The following is an 18764-nucleotide window of genomic DNA, read 5'->3' on the forward strand; positions in this document are numbered from 1 at the left end:
GCCCTCAGATCTTCAGATGCGCCGTCCGGTCGCGCTTGGCGGCCAGTGCCTGGCGGACTTCGGCGACGGCGCGCGCTTCGCTGGCGATCAGCAGGCCCTCGAGCGCGGCGGTCAGGTGCCGCTGCATCGCGACCCGCGCGGCGACTGCGTCGCGCGACCGCAAGGCCTCCAGGATCGCGGCGTGATGCTCCACGATCGGCCGCACGTCGATCTCGCGGACCTTGGCGTCGAGCAGCACGCTTTCCGCCGAGCGCAGTCGCTGTTCCCACAAACGGTCGATCGTCTCCAGGATCGCGCTGTTGCGGGTCGACCGGGCGATCAGCGTGTGAAAGGCCCGGTCCGCGCGGAAAGCGCCGCCGACCGTGTTATTCTCTTCCTCGATCGCGTCGACCAGGCTCGCCAGTTCGTCCAGCTCGGCATCGGTGATCTGGGTCGCTGCCAGCGCCGCCGCCTCGGGTTCGAACAGCAGCCGGGCCTCCGCCACTTCCATCGCCGAAACGCCGAAATCGGGCGTCTCGCCCTGGCCGGGCAGTGCCACGACATGCGCGCCCGATCCGATGCGCACCTCGATAAAACCCTGGACTTCCAGGGCGATCAGCGCCTCGCGAATGACCGGGCGGCTGACGTCGAACCGGGTCGCCAACTCGCGTTCGGCGGGCATCCGCGTGCCGATCGGATAGCGGCCTTCCTGCAACTCGGCGATCAGCGTGCGGGCGAGTTCCCGGTAGAGCCGGTCCTGGGTCGTATTGTTGTCCATCGCGCCCCTTATAGGGGGCGAGGCGGGATGCTGGTCAAGCGCCTGTGTCAGGCCAATCGGAGCGAGCCGTTAGCCCGGCCCCGTCCCCGGCGCCTCCACGATGCTGGTGTCCGCATCGCGGCAGGCCTTGGCCAGGCGAGGGTCGATGGCATCCGTGACCAGGAAATCGACATCGCCCATATCGCCGACCCGCACCGGCGCGGGCCGTTCCAGCTTCGATCCGTCGATGGCGAGCAGCACCTGGCGCGCGTGACGGATGATCGTCTGCGACACGCGCACCTCGTCCACGTCGAAGTCCAGGAAGGTGCCGTCGGGGTCGATGGCGGATGCGCCGATCAGCGCCATGTCGACCTTGAAGCCTCGGATGAAGTCCATCGCCAGCGCGCCCACCACCGCACGGTCGCTGGCGCGCACCCGGCCGCCCGCCGCGATCACCTCGATCGAGGGGCGACCACCCAATATGTCGACCACATTCAGATTGTTGGTGATGACCATCAGGTCGCGGTGGTCGACCAGCGCCCTTGCGATCGCCTCGGTCGTGGAGCCGATATTGATGAACAGGCTGGCCCCGTTGGGCACCAGCGCGGCGGCGGCGGCCCCGATCGCGGCCTTGGCGGGGGCGGCGACCATGCGCCGCTCGCCATAGGCCAGATTGTCGGTGCCCGAAGTGACGACCGCGCCACCATGGACGCGCGCCAGCATCGACTGGCCCGCCAGGATGTTCAGGTCCTTGCGGATGGTCTGCGGCGTGACGCCCAGCTTCTCGGCGAGTACGTCGACACTGACGCTGCCCGTCCGGCGCGCGAAGTCGAGGATCGCGGCGTGACGCGCGGCGACGATGTCCGGGGCAGGCGCCTTCACGCGACGCCTTGCTCGGCCAGATAGGCGGCCAGCCGTTCGGGCGTGCCGGGCGGCACATGAAGGCCGAGCTTGCTGCGACGAAACAGAATGTCCTCGGCCGTGCGCGCCCATTCGGCCTTCACCAGATAGTCGACCTCCGCCGTATGCAGCCCGCCGCCCAGATCCGGGCCGAGGCCGCCAGCCTCCAGCAGTTCCGAGACGCGGGTGCCATAGGCGCGGGCGAGGCGACGGAGCAGGGCGGGCGGCACATCGGCGTAGCGGCCGGTCAGGCTATGCAGGAACCGCTCGAAATCGGCGTCCGACATATCGCCGCCGGGCAGCGCCGCACCCGCCGTCCAGGCGCCGCCCGCCTGCGGGAAGAAGCGCGCCAGTTCGCGCATCGCATGTTCGGCAAGCTTGCGATAGGTCGTGATCTTGCCACCGAAGATGTTGAGGACGGGCGCCTCTGCCGCCCCCTCCGGCCCGGTATCGAGGTCCAGCACATAATCGCGCGTCACCGCCGAGGCATTGGCCGAATGATCGTCATAAAGCGGCCGGATCCCCGCATAGCTCCAGACGATGTCCACCTCGCCGACCTTATGCGCGAAATAGCGGTTGACCGTGTCGAGCAGATAGCGCGTCTCGGCCGCGCTGATCGACGCCTTGGCGGGGGCTCCAGTCCAGGATTCGTCGGTGGTGCCGACCAGGGTGAACTTGCCCTCATAGGGGATGGCGAAGACGATGCGGCGGTCGTCATTCTGCAGCATGAAGGCATGATCGCCCTCATAGAGCTTTGGCACCACGATATGGCTGCCCTTGACCAGCCGCACGCCGCGGTCGTGGCGCGTGCCGTGCGTCCGACCGATCACGTCGGCGACCCAGGGCCCCGCCGCATTGACCAGCGCGCGGGCATGAACCGTGCGGCTTTGCCCGGCCGCTTCGACCGTTGCTGTCCAGCCTTGTCCCTCGCGCCGTGCATCGACCAGCCGGGTGCGGGTCTCGATCCGCGCGCCGCGTTCGCTGGCGTCCAGCGCGTTCAGTGCGACCAGCCGGCTATCCTCGACCCAGCAGTCGGAATATACGAAAGCCTTGCCCTTTCGCGGCGAAAGTCCATCGCCCAGCGGCGAGCGCTCCAGCGCGACGGTGCGCGTGCCGGGCAGCTTCTCGCGCCCGCCCAGATGGTCGTAGAGGAACAGGCCCAGCCGCACCATCCAGGCCGGGCGCGGCGACTGGGTCTGCGGCAGGACGAAGGACAGGGGCCAGATGATGTGCGGTGCCATGTTCAACAGCCGCTCGCGTTCGATCAGCGCCTCGCGCACCAAGCGGAATTCGCCATATTCCAGATAGCGCAGGCCGCCATGGATCAGCTTGGTCGAGGCCGAGGAGGTGTGGCTGGCCAGATCGTCCTGCTCGACCAGCAGCACCGACAGGCCGCGACCGGCGGCGTCGCGGGCGATGCCCGCGCCATTGATCCCGCCGCCGACGATCAGCAGGTCGACCCTCTCCATATCCTGGTCCGTCATTCGACTTGTCCCTGTATTCGATGGCGGCCCTTGCTATACCATCTTTCCATAAAACGAAAGCATTGACGTTCGTTCGAAACCATGTGACCGTTTGAAACGAAAATAAGGAGAGGGTGGAGCGATGGCGTCGCACATTCTGGTGATCGATCAGGGGACGACCTCGACGCGCAGCATCGTCTTCGATGCGCAGGCGCGCCGGGTCGCCATCGCGCAGGCCGAGTTCGCGCAGCATTATCCCGCGCTCGGCTGGGTCGAGCATGATCCGGAGGATATCTGGCGCGATGCGCTGGCGACCGCGCGCAAGGCGATCGGCGAAAGCGGCGTGGCCCCCACCGAGATCGCCGCGATCGGCATCACCAACCAGCGCGAGACGGCGGTGGTCTGGGACCGGGCGACGGGCGAGCCGATCCACCGCGCGATCGTGTGGCAGGACCGGCGCGGCACCGATCTGTGCCAGACGCTGAAGGCGGACGGCGTCGAGGATCTGGTGCGCGAACGGACCGGCCTGCTGATCGACCCCTATTTCTCGGCGACCAAGCTCGCCTGGCTGCTCGACCATGTCGAGGGTGCGCGAGGCAGGGCGGAGCGGGGCGAACTGGCGTTCGGGACGATCGACAGCTTCCTGCTCTGGCGGCTGACCGGCGGGGCGGTGCACGCGACCGACATCACCAATGCCAGCCGTACCATGTTGTTCGACATCCATCGCGGCGTGTGGGACGATGAATTGTGCCGGTTGCTGCGCATTCCCCTGGCCCTGCTTCCGGAAGTGCATGACAACGCGCATATCTTCGGCATGACCGCGCCCGATCTGCTGGGGGCGGCGATCCCCATTGCGGGCATGGCGGGGGACCAGCAGGCGGCGCTGTTCGGTCAGGCCTGTTTCCGGCACGGCATGGCCAAGTCGACCTATGGCACCGGCTGTTTCATGCTGCTCAACACCGGCGAGAAGGCGATTGCGTCGCGGCACCGGCTGCTGACCACGCCCGCCTATCGGCTGAACGGCGTGACCACCTATGCGCTGGAGGGTTCGATCTTCGTCGCGGGGGCGGCGGTGAAATGGCTGCGCGACGGGCTGGGCGTCATCACCCATGCCAGCCAGACCGACGATCTGGCGACGCAGGTGCCCGACAGCCACGGCGTCTATATGGTCCCTGCATTCGTCGGCATGGGCGCGCCCTATTGGGAGCCGGATGCGCGCGGTGCTATTTATGGCCTGACCCTCGGCGCCAGCGCGGCGCATCTGGCACGCGCGGCGCTGGAGTCGGTTGCCTATCAGACGATGGACCTGGCCGAGGCGATGAAGGCGGATGCGGGTGAGGGAGCCGCAATATTGCGTGTCGATGGCGGCATGGCGGCCAATGACTGGCTGTGCCGGTTCCTGGCCAATATGATCCGCACGCCCGTGGAGCGCCCTGCCGACCTGGAGACGACGGCGCGGGGAGCTGCTTTCCATGCCGGGCTGGCGACCGGCGTCTGGTCGGGCCTCGACGCCCTAGAAAAGCTCTGGTCGCGCGAGGAATGTTTCGAGCCGTCCATGACGGAGGAGGCGCGCGCGCCGCTGGTCGCCGGATGGCGTGATGCGGTGGCCCGGACGCTCGCCAAGCCGGGGACGGCGCACGCGTGATGCGGCCGATGCTGGTGGGAAATTGGAAGATGCATGGCGACGGCTCCTGCCTGCCGCTGATCGCCCGGATCGCGGCGGCTGCCGAGCATCATCCGGGGGTTGCGGTCACGCTCTGCCTGCCTGCGACGCTGCTCGACCGGGCGCGGTCGGTGGCGCCGTCGCTGGGCCTGGGCGGGCAGGACTGTCATCCCGATCTGGAGGGTGCGCATACCGGTGACCTATCGGCGGCGATGCTGCGCGAGGCGGGGGCGGGGCTGGTATTGCTCGGCCATAGCGAGCGGCGTCGCGATCATCACGAGGACGATGCCCTGATCGCCGCCAAGGTGCAGGCGGCGCGGGCGGCGGACCTGCACGTCCTGTTGTGCGTCGGCGAGACGGCGCAGGATCGTGACGCCGGACGATCCGCCGACGTCGTCCGCGATCAGCTGCTTGGCGCCTTGACCGGCCGGGCGCTTAACGGGATCGCCATTGCCTATGAACCGGTCTGGGCGATCGGCAGCGATCGCACACCCGACCCGGCCGAGGTCGCCGCCATGGCCGATACGATCCGTACGACGCTGGCCAACCTGTCCGATCAGTCTGTTCCGGTCCTCTACGGCGGGTCGGTGACGCCCGAAAATGGGGGCGGCTTGTTCGCGCGCGGCGGGATCGACGGATTCCTGGTCGGTCGGCAGAGCCTGGAGCCGGATGCGTTCACGGCGATCCTGGAGACGATGACGCGTCCCTGACCGCCATGCGGAACGTCGTGACCGCGATGGGCAGCAGCGAGACATCGCCGCCATGCGCTCGCGCGATCCGGCGGGCGAGCGTCAGGCCGACGCCCGAGCCTTCGGGTTTGGTCGTGTGGAACGGGCGGAAGATGCGGGCGCGCTCGGGGGCGGGCACGCCGGGGCCGGTATCGGCGACCGATATGGCCAGACCGTCCGCCTCTTGCGCGATGGTCAGGGTCACGACCGGCGCGCCTTCGCCCGCCAGCGCGGCTTCGGCGGCGTTGTATAGCAGTGCCCAGAGCGCCTGGGTCATCTGGTCGCGGTCGCACGATGCGACGACGTGATCGGGTATCGTGATCGACAGCGTGACGCGGTTGTCGAACCGCTCCTCGAACAGCCGGGCGAGGTCGCCCACCAGCTGATCCATCGCCACCGGCGTCCGGACGGGGTCGGGCAGGCGGGCGAGCATCCGGTAGGCGCGGGTGAAGCGCTCCAGCCCCTCGATCCGCCGGGTCAGCGTCGCCAATATGCCCGGCAGTCGCGCATCGCCCCGTTCCGCCGCGACCTGCGCGCTGTCGGCCAGCGAGACGATCGGCGACAGGCCGTTGAGCAACTCATGGCCCAGAATGTCGATCATCTCGTTATCGGCACGAACCTCGGCGGCACGGCGCTCCGCCTCGATGTCGACGAGCATCACCAGCGACTGGTCGTGGCCCGCGACACGCTCGATCCGCCAACTCCGTCCTTCGTGGCGTAGCCGGGTTTCGCGGGTATCGGTCAAGGCGGGCGGTGTCGGGCTCAGCCGGTCGTCGGTCGCGAACAGCGTTCGGCTGGCCCGGTTGAGCGCGCGTGCGGTGCCGCCGTCGACACGCAGCAGCGGCAGCGGGATCTGGTCGATCAGCGCGGTCAGCGGGGGCGCGTCGGCGGGTCTGCTTTCTTCCTTCAAGCGCCGGGCCGCCACGCTCCGCGCCGCAGCCCAGCAACCGGCGATCACCAGCCAGGCCGTGCAGAGCGCCAGGCCCAGCATGGTGGCGAGCATTCCCCATTGCCAGGCGAGCACGATCAACGCGCCGCACGCGGTCAGCGCGATGCCCGACAGCGCCGCCGCGAGCACACGGCGGGGCGAGGACTCAAAGCCCATGGCGGGCCATCCGACGATAGAGCGCCCCCCGGCTGAGCCCCAGCGCCTGCGCCGCCTGGGTGACATTGTGGTGATGTTCGATCAGCGCCGCCTCGATCATGCGGCGTTCGCTTTCGTCCAGGTCGAAGCTCGCCCGTGACGGTGACGGCGCGTGCGGGATCGGGGTGGGCATGGGCGCGAGCAACATGGCGTCGATCACACCGTCCTCGCCCAATAGCAGCGCTCGCTCGATCGCGGCGGCGAGGCCGCGCGCTTCGTCCGGCCAGACGGCGGTGGCGAACAGCGCTTCGGCGGCGGGCGTGAAGCGGGGAAGGGGAACGCCATACCGCTCGCCTGTGATCCGGGCGAAGTGCCGTGCGAGCAGCGGTACGTCGGCGCGACGTTCGGTCAGGGGCGGCGCGGTGATCGTCACCGTCGCGATCCGCCTGGCGAGCGCGGGCGTGATCGCGCTCGGTGTGTCGGCAATCGCGATGAACCGGTCCTCGATCCTCAACCGGTCGAGCAGGCGACCCTGTGCGACCTCGTCCAGCCGGTCGGGATGGCGCAGCAGCCAGGTCGTGCCGGGCGTCCCCTGGTCCAGCCGCTCCCAGGCCAGGGCATCGCGCAGGTCGATCTGTATCATCGGCCGATGGGCCCCGGTCGAGGCGGCATGGATCGCGGCGGCGATCAGGCTGCGGCCCGCCCCGGACGGCCCCGTCACGACGACGCCCGCCATGGTCGGGCCGATCCGGCGGACCAGGCTGCGCACCCGCTCGATCGCCTCGCTGTCACCGAGCAGGCGGGCGGGCTCCGCAGCGGCGTCGGGGCCGGGCGCGCTGGGGGAAGAAACGCGGCGCTGTGCGGCGATTTCGATCTTGGCGATCAGCTCGGCATTGCGCCACGGCTTCATCACGAAGTCGCGCGCGCCCGCCTGCATCGCGGTGACGGCCAGCCGGATGCCGCTATGCGCGGTGATGACGATGATGTTGGCGCCGGGATCGTCGGCCAGCAGCCGCTCCAGCATCGCCAGACCCTCCGCCCCATCGGTCCGCCCGGCGGCATAGTTCAGGTCGAGCAGGATTGCGTCATAGCCTTGCGTCGCCAGCCGCGAAAAGCCCTCCTCCGGCCCGCTCGCCACGTCCAGCCGGTGCCCCGCCAGGTCGATCGCGATGGAGAGCGATTCGGCGATGCGCGGATTGTCGTCGACCAGCAGGATCGCCAGCGGGCTTGACGCGTCCGTCCGCCGTCCATTTCCGGACGGTGCGTCCGGACGCGAACGGTCGGATTCGGCGTCTGATGGAGAAAATGGCGTGTTCATAGGGCTTTAGGTTTTTCGGCCATCCTGGGTGAGATTATGTCCATGATGACCGAACAACCCGTACACGCAAGCATCCCGCCCGGTGCGGCCATGGACCGCCGGATCGCGCGCAAGGCGACGCCCTGGTGGCGGCGTCGCGGCCTCGTCATCGCGGTGATGGTCGCGGTCGCCGCCATCGCCATCTGGCGCATCCTACCTGCCGCCGGATCGACCGACATCACCGCCGCCAATATCGAAACGGGGGAGGTGGCGCGCGCCGCGTTCGACGATTACCTGCCGGTCCGCGCGACCGTCACCCCGCGCGTCACCACATTGGTCGGCGTGCTGTCCGGCGGACAGGTCGAAAAGCTGCTGGCCCAGGACGGCCAGATGGTCACAGAGGGGCAGGCGCTCGCGACGCTGGCCAATCCGCAGCTCAAGCTCGATGTGCTGACCCGCGAGGCGCAGATCGCCAGCCAGTTGGGCGGCGTCGCCAGCGAGGGGCTGGGTATAGAGCGCAACAAGCTCGACCGGGCGAGCCAGGTCGCTCAGGCGGAGTACGACCTGATAAAGGCGCGCCGCGACCTGGGCATCCGTCGCCAGCTGCACGACCAGGGCTTCCTGTCGGACGCGGGCGTCAAGAGTTTCGAGGAAGAGGCGGCCTATCAGGAAAAGCGCCTCGCCCAGCTGAAATCGGGTCGTGCGACCGAGGCGCGGATCACCGCGACCCAGTCCGCGCGGCTGGCCGATACGCAGACCCGGCTGGCGGGCAACATGGCGGCGGTGCGCGCCGGGCTGGAGGGGCTGACGATCCGCGCGCCCGCGAACGGACGGCTGACCAACTTCGTCATCCAGCCCGGCCAGACGCTGAAGCCCGGCGATCCGGCCGGTCAGGTCGACAGCGAGGGTTCGTGGAAGCTCGTCGCGCAGGTCGACGAATATTATCTCGGCCGCGTCGCGGTGGGGCAGAAGGCGACGACCTCGGACGGTGCAGGCCTTACCGTGTCGAAAGTGCTTCCGGCCGTGAAGGACGGGCGGTTCCAGGTCGAACTGACCTTCGACAAGGCACCCACGGGCCTCAATCGCGGCCAGACGATCGACATCCGCATCACCCTGGGGGCGGCGAGCCGGGCGGTGGTGGCCCCGGTCGGTGGCTGGCTTGAGGCGGGCGGCGCGTCTGCCTTCGTCCTGGACCCCGATGGCGCCCATGCCCGCCGCCGCACCGTGAAGATCGGCCGCCGCAATCCCGAACAGGTCGAGATCCTCTCCGGCCTCAATCCCGGCGAGCGCATCGTCATCAGCAACACATCGTCCGTGAAGGGCGACATCCTGAACATCCGATAAGGGGACCGACAACATGATCCGACTGGAAGGCATTCAGCGCCGCTACGTCTCCGACGAGGTGGAGACGACCGCACTGCACGATATCGACCTGCACGTCGCGCAAGGGGAGTTCCTGGCCATCATGGGCCCCTCGGGCTGCGGCAAGTCGACGCTGCTCAACACGCTGGGCACGGTCGATCGGCCGACGGGCGGGCGGTACATGTTCGGCGACCGCGATCTGGCGGCGATGGGCGAGAAGGAGCTGGCGAAGTTCCGCGCCGAGACGCTCGGCTTCGTCTTCCAGAGCTTCAACCTGATCGATGAGCTGACCATTGAGGAGAATGTCGCGCTGGGCCTCGCCTATCGCAGCGACGTCGGCGACCGCCGGGGCCGGGTGGCCGCTGCGATGGACAAGGTCGGCATCGCCCACCGCGCGCGCCACTTCCCGCATCAGCTGTCGGGTGGCCAGCAGCAGCGCGCCGCCATCGCCCGCGCCATCGTCGGCGATCCCAAGCTGATCCTGGCGGACGAGCCGACCGGCAATCTCGACACCGCCAATGGCGAGCAGGTGATGAACATCCTGACCGGCCTGAACGATGCGGGTGCGACCATCGTCATGGTGACGCACTCGCCCAGCCATGCCGACCTCGCCAAGCGCCGCATCGACATGCTCGACGGCCGTATCGTCGCCAGCGCCATGCGCGCGATCTGAAAGGACCGATCATGAAGAAGATTTCGGCCATCGCGCTCCTGTCGCTCGCCACCGCCGGGGCCTCGGCGCAGGACAATGCCCAGACGTCACGCAGCTTCGCGCTTCGCGGTTTCGACCGGATCGACCTAGGCGGATGCGATATCGTCACCGTGGCGCTGGGGACGGGCTATGCCGTGACCGCGCAGGGCCGGGCGGCGAATATCGACAATTTGCGGATGGACATGCAGGGCACCACCTTGCGCATCCGCCGCCGCAACGACAGCTGCAACGGCCATGACCGGCGCGTGGCGATTGCCATCACCCTGCCGACGCTGAAGGCGGTAGATGTCGGCGGCGCGGCGGAGATGAACCTGCCCCTGCTCTACAGCCAGGCCTTTGCCGTGGCGGCCAGCGGTGCGAGCGTGGTTCGGCTGCCGGGCCTTCGCGGCGGATCGGCCAGTTTCGGCCTGTCGGGGGCCAGCAAAGTGACTGTCCGCAACCTCCGGGTCGATCGGGCAAGCCTCAAGACCTCGGGCGCCAGCGCGCTTCGGGTAGAGGGCGCGGTTGGGCAATTGACCATCGGCAGCAGCGGGACCAGCGACGTGGACGCCCGCGCCTTGTCCGTATCCGCCGTCACGGTCGGTGCCAGCGGCATGTCCGCCGTCACGGTCGCGGGCCATCCGGCCTGCACGGTGTCCAAAAGCGGGCTGGCCCGCGTCACCTGCGGTTGAAGACCTGGATCATCGGGGGACATGACATCATGAACCGCTTCGCGCTTCTGTCGCTCTATCGCTCGCTTGTGCGCCACAAGCTCTATGCCGCGCTCAACATCGGCGGGCTGGCGGTCGGCATCGCCGTCTTCCTGGTGCTGGGCCTCTATGTCCGGTTCGAGACCAGCTATGAGAAATGGCTGCCGGGTTATGACAAGGTCTATGTCGCCCAGTCGGTCTGGAGCATGCCCGAAAGCCCGTTCAACGGGCCGAGCAACTGGACGATGGGTGGCCTTCTCGATCAATTGCGGGAGGATTTTCCCGGTATCCGGGGCGCGCGCATTCGGGGCGCTGGCGGAAGCGTCATCAGGGGGCGGATCGCGACGAGCGAGAATATAGCCCAGGTGGATCCGAACTTCTTCCAGATCATCGACCTACCGATGATCAGCGGGAGCGGCGACGCATTGAACACGCCGACCAATGTCCTCCTGAACGAGACGACTGCCCGCAAATATTTCGGTTCGTCCGACCCGGTCGGACAGCCGATCAAGCTCGCGATGGACGATATTGCGAATTACCGCGTAGCGGGCGTTTTCAAGGATTTGCCGAAGAATACGGAACTCACCGATATCGCGATCCTCGCGCCGCTGCCCCGCACGCCGCCCGCATCGAGCAGCACCTACTGGTATCATTGGGGCAGTTCGTCGCTTCAGACCTTCCTGAAGTTCGACACGCCCGCGGCGGCGCGTGACTTCGTCGCCAGGATGCCGTCCTTCGTCGACCGCCGCGCGCTCAAGGACATGGGCAAGGATGCGCACCAGTCCCTGAACATCACGGTCATGCCGATCACGAAGATGCATCTTGAGCCCCAGGGCAAGGCCAGTGCCAGCCGTAAGCTCACCATGGTGACGCTGGGTCTGGTCGGCATCCTGACGCTGATCATCGCCATCGTGAACTATGTGAACCTGGCGACCGCCCGGTCTGGCCTGCGGGCCCGTGAGGTGGCGATGCGCAAGGTCCTGGGCGCGAGCCGGTCGGCCCTGATCTCCCAGTTCCTGGGCGAGGCGATCCTTACGGTGGCGATCGCTGCGCTGGGCGGCCTGATCCTGGCCGAGCTGGGCCTGCCGCTGATCAACGCCGCTGGGGGACTGGACCTGAGCATCCCCTATGTCGTGGTCGTGCCCGCGCTGGCGCTGTTGACCGTGATCGTCGGTATGCTCGCGGGGGCCTATCCGGCGATCCTCCTGTCGCGCTTCCCGGCGGCGAGCGTGCTTGCCTCGGCACGGGCACCGGGTGGCGGCCGCGCGGGGACGCGAATCCGTGAGGCGCTGGTCATCTTCCAGTTCGGCCTCGCCATCGCCTTCATGATCGGGACGCTGATCCTGGTCGCGCAGACCCGCCATCTTCGTTCGACCGATCTCGGCTTCAGTCGCGAAGGGCTGCTGACCGTAACGTCCATATCCGACTCGCTTGTCGATGCCCCGCGTCGCCGCGCTGTAGTAGAGGCCATGCGTCGGCTTCCGAACGTGTCGGCGGTCGGGTTGGCGAACAGCGCCGTGGGCGGTGGCGGCAACAACAATGCGGACAATGTGCCGCTGCCCGGCGTGCCGGGGGACGGGCCTTCGCTTCGTTGGATCGAGGTCGGGCCGGACTTCTTCAAGGTTTATGGCACGCGTCTGCTCGCTGGGCGCTTCTTCGATGATGCGCATCGCGGCGACGACTCCCAGACGGTCGTAAAGGGTCAGCCGAGGGCGATTATCATCAATCGTCGGGCGCTCTCGACCCTGCGCTTCCGCTCGCCGCAGGACGCGGTCGGCAAGACGGTCGGTGGCGATCGGCCCCGCACGATCATCGGGGTGATCGACGACATGCGCTTCTTCTCGCCGCGCATGCCCAACGACGCGACCTATTATGTGTACGATGCTAAGCCGGAAAATGTGATGGACGGTGCGGTGGCCTCCGTCCGCTTCCGTGGCGATCCGCGCGCCATGATGGCGGCGCTGCGCAACCAGTGGCAGCAAACGGTGCCCAATGTGCCCTTCGACGCCACGATGGCCGATGCGAAGCTGGAGGAGTTCTACGAAGCCGACGACCGCGCCACCCGGCTGTTTGGCATCGGTGCGGGGCTGGCGGTTCTGATCGGCTGCGTCGGCCTGTGGGGGCTCGCTTCGTTCAACACCCAGCGGCGAGTGAAGGAAATCGGCATCCGCAAGACGCTGGGTGCCTCGGCCACGGACATCGTCCGCTTGCTGGTCGGGCAGTTCCTGCGGCCGGTCGTGATCGCCAATCTGGTCGCTTGGCCGCTCGCCTATGTCGCGATGCGGACGTGGCTGGCCGGGTTCGAGGATCGGATCAGCCTGTCGCCCGTCTACTTCGCCGCCGCCACCGCCCTGGCGCTGACCATCGCGGTGCTGACGGTGCTGGGCCAGTCGCTGAAGGCCAGCCGCGCCGCTCCCGCCTGGGCGCTGCGTCATGACTAAGCGGGGGATCGGGTTCCTGATGGGGGTGGCGATGGTCGCCGCCGCCCCGGCCTCGGCGGAGACGCTTCGCCAGGCGATCGCGGCGGCGTTGGAGGGCAATCCCGAACTCGCCGCCGCGCGGGCACGGCAGGAGGCGCTGGTCGAGACGCCCAACCAGGCGCGTGCGGCCGGACGGCTGACGGCGGGCGCCACGGGAAGCGCGGGTTACGACCGGCTCGGCTATGATAGCACGGGGGTGCAAAGCGGGGCGACCTCGGCGCTGGGGGGTGTTTCGGCGACGCTGCCGATCTGGACGGGCGGGCGGGTATCCTCGTCGGTCCGCGCGGCGAGCGGCGATGTGGCGGCCGGGGACGAGGCGCTTCGCGATGTCGAGGCGGACGTGCTGGAACGCGTCGTCGGGGCCTATGCCGATCTGCTCTATACGCAGCAGGCGGTGGAGGTGGCGCGGGTCGGCATCCAGCGGCTCGACAGTCAGGTCGCGGAGACACGCTCCCGCTTCGGTCTGGGGCAGGCGACCAAGACCGACGTCGCCCAGCTGGAGGCGCAGCGGGCGAGCGTCGTCTCCAACCTGATCGACGCGGAGGGGGCGGTGGCGACGGCGGCCGCGGCCTATCGCGCGATCGTCGGCCGCGATGCGGGGACGCTCGATGCCACGATCGGCGTGCCCACCGCCTTGCCCCGTACGCTCGCCGATGCACGGGATGCGGCGGAAAAGAGCAATCCGATCCTCCTTGCCCAGCAGCGGCGGGTGGACGCGGCGAACGCCCGGATCGACCAGGCGCGGGCGGATCGTGCCCCGGCAGTCGATCTGACCGGCGCCTATGGACGCGGGGTGCAATGGACGGGGGGCCATGCGACCGGGTTCGACAGCGCCGCCAATGCCGGGCTGTCGCTACGCATCCCGCTGCTGACCGGTGGCCTGGTCGCCTCGCGGGTCCGGCAGGCGGAGGCCAATGCGCGTGCCGAACGGTTCGACGTCGATGCCGCCGCGCGCGGGGTGGTGCGCGGGGCGGACACCGCCTGGGCCTCGCTGACCGCCGCGCAGGGGCGCCTGAAGGCCGGTGCGGAAGGGCTGACGGCGGCGGACCTGGCGCTGAAGGGCGTGCGGGCGGAATATGGCTTTGGGCTGCGCTCGACGATCGACATCCTGGTCGCGGACCAGAGCTATCGCTCGGCGCAGCTCGCGGTGGCGCGTGCGCAGGTGGATGTGCTGATCGCGCAAGCCGCGCTGCTGCGCGCGACCGGGCGGATGGGGCGGGGGGCGTTTGATTGAGGGGCAGGGTCTCTCACCAAGCCTTCGCCCGATACTACCCCGCCGCGCGGTTCCCCTCGACCGGACCGGACACTGCCATGGACAGCGTCCGGCGGAGCAGCGAAGGCGAACACGGCTTGCCGCACACCGCTGCGCCCGGATAGCGCGATTGCAGCGCCTGTTCGTCGGCATGGCCCGAATGGAAGATCAGCGGCACGCCCGCCTCCCGCAGCCGCTCGGCGGCCGGAAACACTTCGCCGTCGCGCAGACGAACGTCCAGGATCGCGCAGGCCAGATCGGGCTTGTCGCCGTCCAGATGCGCCAGAACCTCCTCGACGCTGACATAGGGTCCGTCGACCTGATAGCCGCCATCCTCGATGATGGATTGAAGATCCAGCGCCACGAAGAACTCGTCCTCGACCAGCAAAATCGTCTTACTCATGCGACAAAATCGTCTCCGGGAGGGCGAGGCTGAGGAGGAAACGCCCGTCGACGCTTTTCCGCTCCATCTTTGCGCCCAATTGTCGCGAGGATGTCTGGACCAGCAAGGTACCGAAACCTTTGGCCGCGTCCTCTTCCGGGACGGTCCCGCCGTTTTCTGTCCAATTCAGAAGGACTTGTTTGTCCTGAACCAACCATGTGACCGACAAGGTGCCGCTCGGCTGCGCCAGCGCGCCATATTTCACCGAATTGGTCGCCCATTCGTGCAGGATCAGTGCCAGCGGCGACAGGCAACGGCGGTCGACCAACAGCGACGGGCCGTCCAGGGTGATGGTCGACTGTCCCTTGTACGGGGCGATGGTCGCCTCCACGAGCGTCCCCAGGTCGATCGCCTGCTGCTCGCCGGCGGGCGAGGCGAGCGAATGCGCGCGGCCGAGCGTCGCGATACGCTCGCGCACGTCGTCGGCCAGCTCCGTCACGTCATGATGCGAGCGCGAGGCGGCGGAGACGATGCCGGAGATGATCGCGAACAGGTTCTTCACCCGGTGGTTCATCTCGCGCAGCATCAGCTCGCGCGTCTCGGCGATGGCATATTCGGCGGTGACGTCGATCGACACGCCGACCATCCGGTGCGGCGCCACGGCGCTGACCACCCGGCCGAAGCCCTTGATCCACCGCTCCTTGCCGCTCAGGTCCAGGCGGAAGGTCATCTCGAAATCGCCGCGCCCCGCAATCGCCTCGGCCAGGGCGAGTTCCACGCCCGGTCGATCCTCGGGCACGATCCGGTCGAAGACTTCGGCCACCCGGTCCGCCCCGTCCTCCGGCCCGAAGCCGAAGAGATGGCGGCCGGTTTCGTCCAGGAAGATCTCGCCCGTCCCGCTGCGATATTCCCACACGCCGATGCCGCCCGCCTTGATCGCCAGGTCCAGCCGCTCGCGCTCGGCGGCCAGTTCGCGCTCCATGCTCAGCGCGTCGGTGATGTCGGTCAGCACCAGGGTCGCGCCGTCGATGCCGTCGCCCTGGGTGCGATAGGGCAGGATGCGCAGCGACAGCGTCCGCCCGCCATCGCGCGTCGTCACCCGCTGCTGCGTGGCGGGGCCGCCCCCTGCGACCTGGGCCGCCCCCTCCAGATAATCGGTGTTCGACAGCCGGGTCGACACATCGGCCAGCAACCGCCCCCGGTCGCTGGGCTGGAGCGGGAAGATCGAGCGTGCCGCCTCGGTATAGCTGCGGATGCGCAGGTGCCGGTCGAGTACCACCACCGCCAGATCGGTCGATTCGAAGAAGTTGCGCAGGTCGGAATTGGCGATGGTCAACTGGTCGACCTTGGTCTTCAGCTCGTCATTGACCGTCGACAATTCCTCGTTGGTCGATTGAAGCTCCTCGTTCATCGACATCATTTCTTCGTTGGAGCTTTTCAGCTCCTCATTCGCCGTCTCCAACTCCTCGACGGTCGAGCGAAGGCGATGACGGGTCAGGCGCAGTTCGTCCTCCAGCGCCTCGATATGATCGTCGCCGGGTTCCAGATCGGCCAGGTCGCTGGCCTCCACCGGGCTGAACGGCGCGGAATCGCGGAACAGGAAGAGGAGCGAGCCGTCGGTCAGCGGGTCGCAGACCACCTCGATCTGCTGGACGCCATATTCGGTCGTAACCGCGACATCGCGCGCGGCGATCCGCTTGCGCGCGTCGCGGGCCTGGCGCAGCATCGGCCCCAGCACCTCGCGCAGGCCCGGCCTGGCCAGCGTCACGGCGCTCGATCCGCCCGCGCGGGTCACGGGGAAGGTGAAGTAACGGCTGAGCTTGCCGAAGGCGGCCATTATGCCGCCATCCTGGTCGACGACCATGCTGGGCGGGGCATAGCGATCGACGATCCGGCGCATTGCGGTCCCCTCGTCGCCGCTTGTCACGCCGCCGTCACGTCCGCCGCGCTCGCCACGCCGGGGCAGGCTCCGGCTGCCGCCGCTGGGCAGGTCGATGGGATAGGTGGGGGAGCCCGGCGAGCGCTCGAACAGCCGGGCATGGCCCTCGATCGCGGGAAACAGATGGTCGAACCGCCCGACGCTTTCCGACGGGCCCAGGAACAGATAGCCGCCGGGCCGCAGCGCATAATGGAGCAGCGGCAGTACCGACTGCTGCAACCGGTCGTCGAAATAGATCAGGAGGTTGCGGCACGATACCAAGTCGATCCGGGAAAAGGGCGGATCCTTGACCAGGCTGTGGTTGGAAAAGCGGATCATGTCGCGGATCGGGGTCGCGATGGTGAACCGCTCCGCATGGGGCATGGTATAGCGTTCGCGAAGCGCCGCCGGGATGTCGGCCAATGCAGACGCCGGGTAGCTGCCCTCGCGCGCGATCTGCAGCATCTGTTCGTCGATGTCGGTCGCGAAGATCTGCACCGCCAGCGGCTGGCCGCTTTCGCGCGCCGCTTCGGCGAACAGCATGGCGATGCTGTACGCTTCCTCGCCGCTGGAACAGCCGGGCACCCAGATGCGAATATCCTCGTCCGGATCGCGCGCGCGGGTCAGTGGCTGGATCGCCTTGGTCTTCAGCGTCTCGAACAGCTCGGCGTCGCGGAAGAAGCGGGTGACGTTGATCAGGAGATCGCGGAACAGCGCCTCGCACTCGTCCGCATCGCTCTTCACCCGCGCCAGATAGGCCGAGCCGGTGCCGATGCCCAGAACGTGCATCCGCCGCTCGACCCGGCGGACCAGCGTGGTGCGCTTATACCCCGAAAAGTCGTGGCCGACCGCATTGCGCAGGACTTGGCAGAGATCATCGATATGGTCGGCGACGACTTCGGCCTCGTGCGCCTTCGGATCGCCCGAGCGGCGGGCGAAAAAGGCGTGGAGACAGTCCAGGATATCGCTGGGCGGCTTGATGAAATCGACCAGGCCGGTGCCGACCGCCGACAGCGGCATCCCGTCATACCGCGCCGTCTCGGGCTTCTGGACGACGCTGACGCCGCCATTTTCCTTGATCGCGCGCAGGCCGGTCGTGCCGTCGGCGCCGGTGCCCGACAGGATGACGCAGGCAGCGTTGGCCTGCTGGTCGCTGGCCAGCGACAGGAAGAAATCGTCTATCGGACGGCGAAGTCCGCGCGGCTGGACGAAATCGGTCAGCTCCAGCACGCCGCCGCGAATGGCCAGGCCCCGGCCCGGCGGGATGATGTAGACGCGGTCGGCCTCGATCGGCTCCGACCCCTCGCACTGGCGCACTTCCAGATTGGTGTGCCGGTCGAGCAGCTGGGCGAGCATGGACTCGTGATTGGGGTCGAGATGCTGGACCACGACGAACGCCATGCCGGTCGGCGCGCGTGCGGGCGTCAGCATTTCGCGCAGCGCCTCCAGCCCCCCGGCCGAGGCACCGATGCCGACGACCGGCACCGGCGCGGTGCCCTGCTCCTGTGTCACGACCGGCTGGGGCGCTTCGACGTCGGCGCTCACGGAAAGGCCGCGCGATCGAGATCCGACAGGGTCAGCTTGGCCTGCGCGATGGTTGCGGCGGTGTTGGCGATCGCGGTCAGCGATCCTTCGAGGACCATGCCGCTTTCCGCCAGGATCGGGGGCAACTTGCCCAGCGCGCGGCCCAGTTCCGCATCATAGGCGGTCAGTCGCTCGGGCTGCGACCGACTGACGTCGAATTGCGACGCGAAGATATAGGGCATGTCGCCGCCCAAAAGGCGCAGTTTCGACATGTAAAGAAGGTTGACGAAGGGCGTGCCGTCCTTGCGGAAATTGATCAGCATCGTCCGCACGTTGAGCTGGCGCTCATTGGCCAGGAATTCCCGGATCCGCTCGCGCGCTTCGACATTGTCGGCGTGGCGTTGCAGCATTCGGCAATTCTGGCCGATCACGTCCTCACTGTTATAACCGGTCAGTTCCCGGAAACCGTGATTGATAAAGATCAAGGGATTGTCGTCCCGCGCATCGGCCAGGGCCAAGGCGATCGGGGACTGGTCCAGATAAGTGGCCAAATGGCCAGGAATCTCATTGTTAT

The 18764-nt window shown here is 68.0% G+C and carries 15 protein-coding genes; 7 read left to right on the top strand and 8 right to left on the bottom strand.

Going from position 1 to position 18764, the window contains the following annotated elements; all coding sequences use genetic code 11:
* Positions 1-4: 4 nt before the first annotated feature.
* From QZ546_RS05580 to QZ546_RS05590, 3 genes are all read right to left on the bottom strand, one after another.
* Positions 5-757: a FadR/GntR family transcriptional regulator gene (locus tag QZ546_RS05580; protein ID WP_294235601.1), complete on the bottom strand. Its 753-nt coding sequence runs from the start codon at positions 755-757 to the stop codon at positions 5-7.
* 69 nt (positions 758-826) lie between these two features.
* A complete protein-coding gene (locus tag QZ546_RS05585; protein ID WP_294235602.1) occupies positions 827-1618 on the bottom strand; it encodes a DeoR/GlpR family DNA-binding transcription regulator in 792 nt (263 codons plus the stop codon).
* Positions 1615-3120 (bottom strand): glycerol-3-phosphate dehydrogenase, encoded by a 1506-nt coding sequence (locus QZ546_RS05590; protein ID WP_294235603.1) that lies wholly within the window; start codon positions 3118-3120, stop codon positions 1615-1617. Before QZ546_RS05590 ends, QZ546_RS05585 begins: the two co-directional genes overlap by 4 nt.
* A 121-nt stretch (positions 3121-3241) precedes the next feature.
* Here QZ546_RS05590 and glpK point away from each other — a divergent pair, with 121 nt between their 5' ends.
* Together glpK and tpiA are read left to right on the top strand one after the other, a co-directional pair.
* Positions 3242-4744 carry a glycerol kinase GlpK gene (glpK, locus tag QZ546_RS05595; protein ID WP_294235604.1) on the top strand — a complete coding sequence of 501 codons (1503 nt, stop codon included), beginning with the start codon at positions 3242-3244 and terminating at the stop codon, positions 4742-4744.
* An 8-nt stretch (positions 4745-4752) separates the two neighbouring features.
* On the top strand, positions 4753-5472 hold the full coding sequence (tpiA, locus tag QZ546_RS05600; RefSeq protein ID WP_294235605.1) for a triose-phosphate isomerase: 720 nt from the start codon (positions 4753-4755) through the stop codon (positions 5470-5472).
* On the opposite strand, the gene QZ546_RS05605 is transcribed toward tpiA, so the two are convergent.
* Entirely contained in the window at positions 5438-6595 is a 1158-nt protein-coding gene (locus QZ546_RS05605; protein WP_294235606.1) for a HAMP domain-containing sensor histidine kinase, read from the bottom strand. The genes tpiA and QZ546_RS05605 overlap by 35 nt on opposite strands.
* The gene (locus tag QZ546_RS05610) at positions 6585-7892 is read right to left on the bottom strand and encodes a response regulator (protein ID WP_294235607.1); all 1308 of its coding nucleotides are present in this window, start codon (positions 7890-7892) and stop codon (positions 6585-6587) included. Before QZ546_RS05610 ends, QZ546_RS05605 begins: the two co-directional genes overlap by 11 nt.
* A 42-nt stretch (positions 7893-7934) precedes the next feature.
* Here QZ546_RS05610 and QZ546_RS05615 point away from each other — a divergent pair, with 42 nt between their 5' ends.
* The 5 genes from QZ546_RS05615 to QZ546_RS05635 are packed head-to-tail and all read left to right on the top strand — an operon-like array spanning position 7935 to position 14348.
* Positions 7935-9215, top strand: coding sequence for an HlyD family efflux transporter periplasmic adaptor subunit (locus QZ546_RS05615; protein ID WP_294235608.1), 1281 nt, complete (start codon positions 7935-7937; stop codon positions 9213-9215).
* 13 nt (positions 9216-9228) lie between these two features.
* Positions 9229-9906, top strand: a complete 678-nt coding sequence (locus tag QZ546_RS05620) for an ABC transporter ATP-binding protein (RefSeq protein WP_294235609.1) — start codon at positions 9229-9231, stop codon at positions 9904-9906.
* An 11-nt stretch (positions 9907-9917) separates the two neighbouring features.
* A complete protein-coding gene (locus QZ546_RS05625) occupies positions 9918-10616 on the top strand; it encodes a DUF2807 domain-containing protein (protein ID WP_294235610.1) in 699 nt (232 codons plus the stop codon).
* A 29-nt stretch (positions 10617-10645) separates the two neighbouring features.
* On the top strand, positions 10646-13075 hold the full coding sequence (locus QZ546_RS05630; RefSeq protein WP_294235611.1) for an ABC transporter permease: 2430 nt from the start codon (positions 10646-10648) through the stop codon (positions 13073-13075).
* Positions 13068-14348, top strand: coding sequence for a TolC family outer membrane protein (locus QZ546_RS05635; protein WP_294235612.1), 1281 nt, complete (start codon positions 13068-13070; stop codon positions 14346-14348). The genes QZ546_RS05630 and QZ546_RS05635 overlap by 8 nt, the downstream gene beginning before the upstream one ends.
* Before the next feature lie 34 nt (positions 14349-14382).
* Here the strand turns inward: QZ546_RS05635 and QZ546_RS05640 are convergent, their stop codons facing one another.
* The 3 genes from QZ546_RS05640 to QZ546_RS05650 are packed head-to-tail and all read right to left on the bottom strand — an operon-like array spanning position 14383 to position 18741.
* Entirely contained in the window at positions 14383-14769 is a 387-nt protein-coding gene (locus QZ546_RS05640; protein WP_294235613.1) for a response regulator, read from the bottom strand.
* Positions 14762-18211: a CheR family methyltransferase gene (locus tag QZ546_RS05645; protein ID WP_294235614.1), complete on the bottom strand. Its 3450-nt coding sequence runs from the start codon at positions 18209-18211 to the stop codon at positions 14762-14764. Before QZ546_RS05645 ends, QZ546_RS05640 begins: the two co-directional genes overlap by 8 nt.
* On the bottom strand, positions 18208-18741 hold the full coding sequence (locus QZ546_RS05650) for a PAS domain-containing protein (protein ID WP_294235615.1): 534 nt from the start codon (positions 18739-18741) through the stop codon (positions 18208-18210). The genes QZ546_RS05645 and QZ546_RS05650 overlap by 4 nt, the downstream gene beginning before the upstream one ends.
* Between the last annotated feature and the right edge of the window lie 23 nt (positions 18742-18764).

It is taken from the genome of uncultured Sphingomonas sp., from assembly GCF_913062585.1.
Taxonomy (GTDB): domain Bacteria; phylum Pseudomonadota; class Alphaproteobacteria; order Sphingomonadales; family Sphingomonadaceae; genus Sphingomonas.

Coding starts and splice junctions, on each gene's coding strand:
- QZ546_RS05610 (WP_294235607.1), bottom strand. CDS start 7,892: ATGAACACGCCATTTTCTCCATCAGACGCCGAATCCGACCGTTCGCGT.
- QZ546_RS05630 (WP_294235611.1), top strand. CDS start 10,646: ATGAACCGCTTCGCGCTTCTGTCGCTCTATCGCTCGCTTGTGCGCCAC.
- QZ546_RS05625 (WP_294235610.1), top strand. CDS start 9,918: ATGAAGAAGATTTCGGCCATCGCGCTCCTGTCGCTCGCCACCGCCGGG.
- tpiA (WP_294235605.1), top strand. CDS start 4,753: ATGCTGGTGGGAAATTGGAAGATGCATGGCGACGGCTCCTGCCTGCCG.
- QZ546_RS05590 (WP_294235603.1), bottom strand. CDS start 3,120: ATGACGGACCAGGATATGGAGAGGGTCGACCTGCTGATCGTCGGCGGC.
- QZ546_RS05635 (WP_294235612.1), top strand. CDS start 13,068: ATGACTAAGCGGGGGATCGGGTTCCTGATGGGGGTGGCGATGGTCGCC.
- QZ546_RS05615 (WP_294235608.1), top strand. CDS start 7,935: ATGATGACCGAACAACCCGTACACGCAAGCATCCCGCCCGGTGCGGCC.
- glpK (WP_294235604.1), top strand. CDS start 3,242: ATGGCGTCGCACATTCTGGTGATCGATCAGGGGACGACCTCGACGCGC.
- QZ546_RS05640 (WP_294235613.1), bottom strand. CDS start 14,769: ATGAGTAAGACGATTTTGCTGGTCGAGGACGAGTTCTTCGTGGCGCTG.
- QZ546_RS05605 (WP_294235606.1), bottom strand. CDS start 6,595: ATGGGCTTTGAGTCCTCGCCCCGCCGTGTGCTCGCGGCGGCGCTGTCG.
- QZ546_RS05620 (WP_294235609.1), top strand. CDS start 9,229: ATGATCCGACTGGAAGGCATTCAGCGCCGCTACGTCTCCGACGAGGTG.
- QZ546_RS05580 (WP_294235601.1), bottom strand. CDS start 757: ATGGACAACAATACGACCCAGGACCGGCTCTACCGGGAACTCGCCCGC.